The organism is Gaiella sp. (assembly GCF_035558935.1).
Lineage (GTDB): Bacteria > Actinomycetota > Thermoleophilia > Gaiellales > Gaiellaceae > Gaiella.
In genome coordinates this window covers 1-9,092 of the sequence record NZ_DATMBZ010000035.1, presented here as the reverse complement: position 1 = coordinate 9,092, position 9,092 = coordinate 1, and the positions used below count along the sequence as shown (strand labels likewise).

The window sequence follows — 9,092 nt, the reverse complement described above, 5'->3', positions numbered from 1 at the left end:
GAGGAGGACGAGCTGCGCGCCGAGCGCGAGCGATCGAGGCACGTGGCCGAGCTCGTCGAGGGAGCTCTTTCGGCTGCCGCCGCGATCGAGCCCGACGACGGCGAGGGTGCGCGAGCGCTCGCAGCTTCGGCAGAACGGGCGCTGGCGCCGCTCGAGCGGCTCGCGCCGGAGCTCGAGGCGGCCGCGGGAGAGCTGCGCGACGTCGTCGTCCGGCTGACGGAGGTCGCCGCCGACGTGCGACGGTTCGCGGACTCGCTCGAGACGAGCCCCGAACGGACGGCCGAGATCGAAGAGCGCCTCGATCGGATCGCGGACGCGAAGCGCCGTCACCGTGCTGCAACGTTCGACGAGCTCCTCGGTCGGCGGACCGCAGCGCTCGCCGAGCTCGAGCAGGCCGGCGCGGACGGCGACCCGCTCGCCCGCGCAGGGGAACAGCTCGAGGCCGCGCGAGCGCGGTACGAGGACGCCACCGAGGCCCTCGCTGCCGCCCGTCGCGACGCAGCCGGGCCGTTCGCGACCGCCGTCGCGGCCGAGCTCTCCGAGCTCGGCATGGGGGAGGGAGAGTTCCACGTCGAGCTGCGCGAGAGGGAGGCGGGCCCGACGGGCGTCGACGAGGCGGTGTTCCTCGTGCGCCCGAACGCCGGGCTGCCGCTCGCGCCGGTCGCGGAAACGGCTTCGGGAGGCGAGCTCTCGCGCGTCGCGCTCGCGATCGCGGCGGTCGCGGGAGGCGAGACCGTCGTCCTCGACGAGATCGACGCGGGCGTCGGCGGCGTCACGGCGCACCGCGTCGCCGCCGTCCTCCGGCGCCTCGCTGAGCGCGCACAGGTGCTCACGATCACGCACCTGCCGCAGATCGCGACGGCCGCCGACCAGCACCTGCGGGTCGAGAAGGTTCCGGGTGACCCGACGTACACGCGGATCGCGGTCCTCGACGATGCGCAGCGGCGGGACGAGCTCGAGCGGATGCTCGGCGGCGAGGAGTTCGTCAGTGCGGTGACGGCGGAGGGGCGGCGGTGAACGTCTCGACGGAGATCACGGGCCGGGCGCGGCTGGGGCGCCGGACGAAGGATCTCGTCAAGCGCCTCGGCCCCGAGGACGTGGCGATCGTCGACCACGCGGACCTCGACCGGGTCTCGGCGGAGGAGCTCGCCGAGTCGGGGATCCGGGCCGTCGTCAACGTCGCGCGCTCGACGACCGGCCGCTTCCCGAACCCGGGTCCGCTCGAGCTCGTCCGGGCCGGGATCAGGCTCGTCGACGCCCCCGGCGCGCCGCTCTTCGACCTGTTGACCGACGGCGAGCTCGTGCGCCTCGACGGCGGCAGCGTCTGGCGGAACGGGACGCTCGTCGCCGAGGGGACCGTGCTCGACGCGGTTTCGCTCCAGGAGTCGCTCGCCGACCAGGAGAGCCGCATCGCGGAGGCGCTCGCCGCCTTCGCCGAGAACACGCTGCGCCACCTCCAGGAGGAGGCCGGCACGCTCGCGGCCGGGATCGAGCTTCCCGCGCTGCGCACCCGGATCCGCGACCGGCACGCTCTCGTCGTCGCGCGCGGCCCCGGCTACAAGTCGGACCTTCGCATGGTCCGTCCCTACGTCCGCGACTTCCGACCGGTGCTGATCGCGATCGACGGAGGCGCCGACGCGCTCCGGGAGGTCGGCCTGTCGGCAGACCTGATCGTCGGCGACTTCGACTCGGTCTCGGACGCCGCCCTGCGCGCGGGGGCCGAGCTCGTCGTCCACGCCTATCCGGGCGGCGAGGCTCCCGGCGCCGAGCGTCTGCGAGGTCTCGGCCTCGGGCACCACACCGTGTCGGCACCGGGGATCAGCGAGGACCTCGCGCTCCAGCTCGCGTACGAGAAGGGTGCGGCGCTGATCGTCGCGGTGGGGACGCACTTCAACCTCGTCGAGTTTCTCGAGCGCGACCGGGCGGGCATGGCATCGACATTCGTCACGCGACTGAAGGTCGGCGAGTCGCTCGTCGACGCGAAGGGGGTGTCGCGGCTCGTGAGCCGCCGCGTCGGGATCTGGCCGCTCGCCGTCTTCGCACTCGCGGGCGCTGCCGCCATCGTGGGCGTGGTGCTCGCCTCGCCGACGCTACGGAACGTGATCCAGTCGATCACACGCGCGATCGCGAACGGGCTCGGCCTCTAGCCCTCTGCGAGACTGACGGCCGTGTTCGACCTGCGCTACCACGTCGCCTCGCTCGCTGCGGTGTTCGTGGCGCTCGTCCTCGGGATCTTTCTCGGGGTCGGCCTCTCCGGGAAGGGGTTCGTCTCGGATGCGGAGCGCGAGAACCTCCAGGCCTCGATCGACGCCTTGCGCGCGGAGCGCGACAGCGCCGTCGCGCGGGCGGCGGGTGCCGACCTGCGCAGCGGCGAGCTCGACGCATTCGCGAGAACGACGTATCCCGGGCTCGTCGGGGGAATGCTCTCGGGGCGAAGGATCGGCGTCGTGTTCGTCGGCTCGGTCGACCAGGGTCTCGCCGGCGCGGTCCGCCGCTCGGTCGCCGACGCGGGCGGTCGCGTGACGATGATCCGCGCGCTCCGCGTCCCGGTCGACAGCGAGGCGACCGACTCCGCCCTCCGCGCCGAGCCCGAGACGCGCGGGCTTGCCGGGCCGGACAATCGCGAACGCCTCGGCCGGGCCCTCGCGCGGGAACTCGTCACGGCCGGTCCGAACCCCGTCTTCGACGCGCTCACCCGCGTGCTCGTGGAGGAGCAGTCTGGCTCCGTCAACCGAGCGCTCGACGCCGTGGTCGTCGCCCGTCCCGCCCTGCCGCAGCAGGGGGAGACGGAGGCGCTGCTCGCGGGGCTCTACAGCGGCCTCGCCGCGGCGCCGGTGCCGACGGTCGGCGTCGAGAAGAGCGATTCGAAGACCAGCGCTCTCTCGGTCTTCCACCGTCGGGGGCTTTCGACCGTCGACAGCGTCGACTCGGCTGCCGGACAGGTCGCGCTCGTCTTCCTGCTTGCCGGCGCGAGACCGGGGAGCTACGGCACGGGCACCGAGGCCGCCGACGGGATCCTGCCCGACCCGCCCCCGCTTCCCGTCGCGACCACGGGGTGAGCGAACCTCGTCTGACGGTGCTCGTCGCCGCCCGCGACGAGGTGACGCGGATCGGGCGGACGGTGACGGTGCTGCGCGAGGCGTTTCCCGAGGCGGAGATCGTCGTCGCCGACGACGGCTCGCGCGATGCGACCGCGTCCGCCGCGGTGGCTGCAGGAGCGCGGGTCGTCCGTCTGCCGCGGCGCGGAAAGGGCCAGGCGCTCACGCTCGCCGAACGCGAGTGCCGCACGGGCCCGCTCCTCCTTTGCGATGCCGATCTCGACGGCGACCTCCGGCCGCTCGTCGACGCCGACGCGGACGTGGCGGTCGCCCGCTTCGCGCGGAAGGTCGGCGGCGGGCTCGGGCTGGCGAAGGGGACCGCGCGGGCGCTCGTCGAGCTGCGGACCGGGCGACGCGTCGCGGAGCCGTTGTCGGGCCAGCGGGCGCTCTCCGAACGCGCCCGCGCGAAGCTGTTCCCGGTGGCGGCAGGCTTCGGCGTCGAGACGCGGATGACGATCGACGCACTCGGGGCCGGGCTCGACCTGCGTGAGGTCGAGCTCGATCTCGCGCATCGCGCGACCGGCCGCGACGTGCCCGGCTTCGTCCATCGGGGCCGGCAACTCCGCGATCTCGTGCTCGCGACGCTCGCGCCGCAGGGGAGGAGCTTCCGCGGTCTCCGGCTGCCCCTCGTCGGAGCGGTCGTGGGCGTCGTCGTGCCTTCGGTCGCCCCCGTTGCGGCGCTCGGGCTCGTAGACGACCTCTGGAGTGGCCCCGAGCGGGGGTTCCGCGCCCATCTGCGCGCCGGTGCGACGACCGGCACGCTCAAGCTCGTCGGCATCCCGCTCTGGGCGCTCTGGCGAACCCGCTCCCTGTCCGGGGCGGTGCTCGTCGCACTGTCTGCCAACCTCGTCAACCAGCTCGACACACGGCCGGGAAGGGCGCTCAAGCTCACTCTGGCGGGCGCGGTAGCGCTCGGCGGACGGCCGCGGAAGGCGATGCTGCTCGGCGTCCTGCTCGCTCCCTACGATCTCCGTGAGATGACGATGCTCGGGGATGCCGGGTCGAACGCGCTCGGCGCCATGCTAGGTTTGGAGTCCGTGGGGCGGCTGACGGGCCTTCGCAGGACGAGCGCGATCGGGGCGCTCGCCGCCGTCACCCTCCTCGGCGAGCGTCGCTCGCTCGGGGCTCTCATCGAGTCGACACCCGGTCTCCGCACCCTGGACTCCCTGGGTCGGTATCCGTGAGCGACAGGCCGGCGACCCGCTACGTCTTCGTCACGGGCGGCGTCGTGTCGGCCCTTGGGAAGGGAATCGTCGCCGCGTCCCTCGGCCGGCTGCTCAAGGCGCGCGGGCTGCGCGTGCAGGCGCAGAAGTTCGACCCGTATCTCAACGTCGACCCGGGCACGATGAGCCCGTTCCAGCACGGGGAGGTGTTCGTCACCGAGGACGGCGCCGAGACCGACCTCGACCTCGGGCACTACGAGCGCTTCGTCGACGAGAACCTCTCGCGGAACGCGAGCCACTCTGCCGGCGCGATCTGGGACACCGTCCTGCGCAAGGAGCGCAAGGGCGAGTTCCTCGGGGCGACCGTCCAGGTGATCCCGCACATCACGAACGAGATCAAGGCGCGGATCCGGCGCGCGGCGAAGGCCGACCCGGCAGATGTCGTGATCTCGGAGATCGGCGGCACGGTCGGCGACATCGAGTCGCTCCCGTTCCTCGAGGCGATCCGGCAGTTCCGGCGTGAGGTCGGCCCGGAGAACGTCCTCTACCTCCACGTGACGCTCGTCCCGTTCATCGAGGCCGCGGGCGAGCTGAAGACGAAGCCGACGCAGCACTCGGTCAACGAGCTCCGCCGCATCGGTATCCACCCCGACGCGATCGTCTGCCGTTCGGGCGAGCTGCTCTCGTCGGACATCCGTGAGAAGATCGCCCTCTTCGCCGACGTCGATCCGCGCGCGGTCTTCTCGTCGCCGGACGTGCCCGACGTCTACTTCGTGCCCGAACACCTGATGGCGGAAGGGCTCGACGCCTTCGTCTGCGAGCGTCTGGGCCTCGAGACGGGGCCGGCCGAGCTGGCGGAGTGGAAGGAGCTCACGGACCGGATTGCCGAGCAGACCGAGGAGGTCGAGATCGCGCTCGTCGGCAAGTACGTCAAGCTGCGCGACGCGTACCTCTCGGTGCACGAGGCGCTCAAGCACGCGGGCGTCGCGGCGGGCGCGCACGTGCGTGTCCGCTGGGTGGACGCCGAGGACATGTCCTACGACGAGGCCGTGGACGAGCTCGAGCAGGTCGACGGCGTCCTCGTGCCGGGCGGCTTCGGATCGCGCGGGTGGGAGGGGAAGATCCTCGCGTGCCGTGTCGCGCGCGAGCGCGAGATCCCCTATCTCGGCATCTGCCTCGGAATGCACGTCGCCGTCTCGGAGTTCGCCCGGCACGTTGCCGGCCTCGAGGGGGCCAACTCGACGGAGATGGACCCGGAGACTCCGTACCCCGTGATCGACCTCCTGCCCGAGCAGAAGGAGATCGAGGAGCTCGGCGGGACGATGCGCCTCGGCGCGCAGGCCGTCGAGCTGACGGAGGGCACCCGTGCGCGGGAGATCTACGACGAGACGGTCATCCACGAGCGTCACCGTCATCGATACGAGGTCAACAACCTGTACCGCGACCAGCTCGTCGAGCAGGGGCTCGTCGTCTCGGGGACGTTCCAGCAGGGCCGGCTCGTGGAGATCGTCGAGCTGCCCGACCACCCGTGGTTCGTCGCGAGCCAGTTCCACCCGGAGTTCAAGTCGCGCCCGACGCGTCCGGCGCCGCTCTTCCGCGAGTTCGTCGCGGCCGCGCTCGAGCGCACCCGCGCCCGGTCTCGCGTGCGCGCGACCGCGGCGTAGCCGTACGGCTCGGCTCGTAGGATGGCCGCCGTGGAGCAGCCGCAACTCAGGTCGCGCGTCGTCGAGTTGTTTCTCGACCTGTGCGCGATCCCGAGCCCTCCGGGGGAGGAGCGAGCCGTCGCCGACCGAGTCACGCGCGAGCTCGACGCGATGGGCCTCGAATGGGCCGAGGACGACTGCGGGCCCACGATCGGCTCGACGGCCGGGAACGTCCTCTGCCGGCTCCCGGGGAGGACTGACCAGGGCACGCCGATCTTTCTCTGCGCGCACTTCGACACCGTGCCGCTCGCGGGCAACCTCGACCCGGTCGTGGGAGAGGACGGGATCGCACGGAACGCGGGCGGCACGATTCTCGGCGCGGACAACAAGTCCGCCCTCGCCGTGATGGTCGAGGCGGCGCGCCGCATCCTCGAGGAAGGGCGTCAGCACGCGGGCGTCGAGCTGCTCTTCACCCCGATGGAGGAGATCGGGCTCGTCGGCGCCGACGCGTTCGACACCGGCCGTCTCGAGGCGCGCGTCGGGTTCGTCTACGACCAGGCCGCCCCGATCGGAGAGGTCGTCACCGGCTCTCCGACCGCCCAGGAGCTCGAGCTGACCTTCGTCGGCCGGGCCGCGCACGCCGGCATGTATCCGGAGGAAGGCCGCTCGGCGATCGTCGCCGCAGCCCGGGCGATCGCCGACATGCAGCTCGGCAGGATCGACGAGCTCACGAGCGCCAATGTCGGGCTCGTACGCGGCGGGACGGCGCGCAACGTCGTGGCCGAGCGCTGCACGCTGGAAGCCGAGGTGCGCTCGCACGACGACGGCCGCGTCACCGAGGTCGTCCAGCAGATCCTCGACGCGGCCGCGTTCGCGGCGAGCGTGTCGGACTGCACGCTCGAGACGAGGGTCGAGCCGAAGTACCGCGGTTACCGGTTCCGGAACGACGACCCGGCCGTGCGCCTTTCGGTCGAGGCGCTTGCCCGTGCGGGGTTCGAGGCACGCCTCGGGCTCTCCGGCGGCGCAGCCGACGCCAACGTCTTCAACGCGCGTGGACTCAGCTGCGTCAACCTCGCGAACGGGATGACCGACATCCATACGCCGGAGGAGCGGATCGCAGTCGAGGATCTCGACCGGATGGTCGACGTCACGCTCGCGCTCGTCGACGTGGCTCGCGAGTCGCGCGCGTGATCGGGCTCCGCTGGGGGACGGTGAGCGCGATCGGCGAGCGCCTCGACGGACTCGTGCGCCTGGAAGTGGACGACGCGCCCTGCATCGCGTATCCGCGCCTGACCGGCGATGTCGAGGTCGGCGACGTCGTGCTCGTCAACGAGCAGGCGAAGGACCTCGGACTCGGGTCCGGTGGCTTCGACGTCCTCTACGCGAACCTCACGCGCGGGCTTCGGCTCCCGGCGCAGGAGGACGCGCACGTCATGGCGCTCCCGTACACGCCGGGTCAGCACGCGACGCGCTTCGTCGAGGAGGACGAGGGACACGACAGCGCGCGCGAGCGGATCGAGGGCGTTCCGGTGGTGTGTCTCGGGCTCCACAGTCAGCTCGCGCCGGCGTGCGCCGCGCTCGCCGGCCGGAGGGTCGCCTACGTGCAGCTCGGCGGCGGCTCGCTGCCCGTCTCACTCTCCGACAGCGTCCGCGCGCTGAAGGCCCGGCGGCTCGTCGACACCGCAATCGCGGTCAGCCCTTGCCTCGACGGCGACGTGCAGTGCGTGACCACGGCCTCCGCGCTGACGCACGCCGTGACCCGTGGCGCTGAGATCGTCGTCTGCGGCATCGGGCCAGGAATCGTCGGGACGGGCTCCCGGTGGGGCCACGGCGGGCTCGCCGTCGCCGAGGCCGCCAACGTCGCGTCGGCGCTCGGCGCGCAGGCGATCGTCGCCCCGCGGGTGTCGTTCGGGGACGAGCGGCCGCGCCACCGCGGGTTGTCGCACCACACCCGCGCGGCGCTTGCGCTCTGCCTCGGCGCGGTGCGCGTCGCCTGGCCACTCGGGCTCGAGCAGCCGTCGGGCGTGGACGTCGTCGAGGTCAACGCAGCGGGCTGGGAGGCCGCGTGCGCGCCGCTCCCGCTCTCGCACATGGGTCGCGGCCCGGGCGAGGATCCGTGGTTCTTCGCCGCCGCCTTCGCGGCCGGCCGCCTCGCCGCGGGCTGACCGCGGGGCCGGGGAGGGGTGCTGTATCGTCCCGGCCGCCGTGCGGATCGGGGTCGCCAGGGAGATCAAGTCTCAGGAGTACCGCGTTGCCCTGACGCCGGCCGGCGCGCTCGAGCTCGTCCAGCGCGGCCACGAGGTGATCGTGGAACGCAGCGCCGGAGTCGGCTCGGGATTCGCCGACGCGGCCTACACCGCCGTCGGCGCGCGGCTCGTCGACGTCGAGGAGGTATGGGCGGCGCCCGAGCTCCTGCTCAAGGTGAAGGAGCCGATCGAGCCCGAATACCCGCGCCTCCGCGAAGGGCTGACGCTCTTCACGTACCTCCACATCGCCGCCGACGAGCCGCTCACGCGGGCGCTGCTCGACTCCGGCGTGACCGGCGTCGCCTACGAGACGGTCGAGACCGCCGATCGGCGCCTGCCGCTGCTCGCGCCGATGAGCGAGGTGGCAGGCCGGCTGGCGCCGCAGATGGGCGCTTGGGCGCTCGAGAAGGCGCATGGTGGCCGAGGCATCCTCCTCGGCGGCGTCCCGGGCGTCCCGCCGGCGAAGGTCGTCGTGCTCGGTGGCGGCGTGGTCGGCCTGAACGCCGCGCACATCGCGCTCGGGATGCAGGCCGACGTCTGGGTGCTCGACAAGTCGGTCGACCGGATGCGCGAGCTCGAGATCGCGCTCGACGGCCGGGTGACGCTGGCCATGTCGAATCGCCTCCAGATCGAGGAGGTGCTCCCCGACGTCGACCTGGTGATCGGGGCGGTCCTCATCCCGGGCGCCGTCGCACCGAAGCTCGTGAGGCGCGACATGCTCGGCCTCATGCGCCCCGGATCGGTGCTGGTCGACGTGGCGATCGACCAGGGCGGGTGCTTCGAGACCTCCCACGCGACGACGCACGACGACCCGATCTTCGAGGTCGACGGCATCGTTCACTACTGCGTCGCGAACATGCCTGGCGCCGTGCCGGTGACCTCGACCAAGGCGCTCACGAACGTCACGCTTCCCTACGTCGAGGCGATCGCCGACAAGGGGCT

7 protein-coding genes and 1 pseudogene are annotated in these 9,092 nt (G+C 72.6%); all 8 read left to right on the top strand.

Features of this window, described 5'->3' with window-relative positions; all coding sequences use genetic code 11:
* A pseudogene (locus VNM44_RS03960) lies at positions 1–1,017 on the top strand (DNA repair protein RecN); the annotation flags it as partial.
* On the top strand, positions 1,014–2,147 hold the full coding sequence (gene steA, locus VNM44_RS03955) for a putative cytokinetic ring protein SteA (protein ID WP_325622861.1): 1,134 nt from the start codon (positions 1,014–1,016) through the stop codon (positions 2,145–2,147). The pseudogene VNM44_RS03960 and the gene steA, both read left to right, overlap by 4 nt.
* A gap of 21 nt (positions 2,148–2,168) precedes the next feature.
* Entirely contained in the window at positions 2,169–3,059 is an 891-nt protein-coding gene (locus VNM44_RS03950) for a copper transporter (RefSeq protein WP_325622859.1), read from the top strand.
* Positions 3,056–4,282 (top strand): glycosyltransferase, encoded by a 1,227-nt coding sequence (locus VNM44_RS03945; RefSeq protein ID WP_325622856.1) that lies wholly within the window; start codon positions 3,056–3,058, stop codon positions 4,280–4,282. Before VNM44_RS03950 ends, VNM44_RS03945 begins: the two co-directional genes overlap by 4 nt.
* The gene (locus tag VNM44_RS03940; RefSeq protein WP_325622854.1) at positions 4,279–5,925 is read left to right on the top strand and encodes a CTP synthase; all 1,647 of its coding nucleotides are present in this window, start codon (positions 4,279–4,281) and stop codon (positions 5,923–5,925) included. The genes VNM44_RS03945 and VNM44_RS03940 overlap by 4 nt, the downstream gene beginning before the upstream one ends.
* Positions 5,926–5,955: 30 nt before the next feature.
* On the top strand, positions 5,956–7,095 hold the full coding sequence (locus VNM44_RS03935) for a M20/M25/M40 family metallo-hydrolase (protein ID WP_325622852.1): 1,140 nt from the start codon (positions 5,956–5,958) through the stop codon (positions 7,093–7,095).
* Between the two features lie 20 nt (positions 7,096–7,115).
* Entirely contained in the window at positions 7,116–8,069 is a 954-nt protein-coding gene (locus VNM44_RS03930; protein WP_325622850.1) for a DUF3866 family protein, read from the top strand.
* A gap of 40 nt (positions 8,070–8,109) precedes the next feature.
* On the top strand, positions 8,110–9,092 hold a 983-nt coding region (gene ald, locus VNM44_RS03925), incomplete at its 3' end, for an alanine dehydrogenase (protein WP_325622848.1).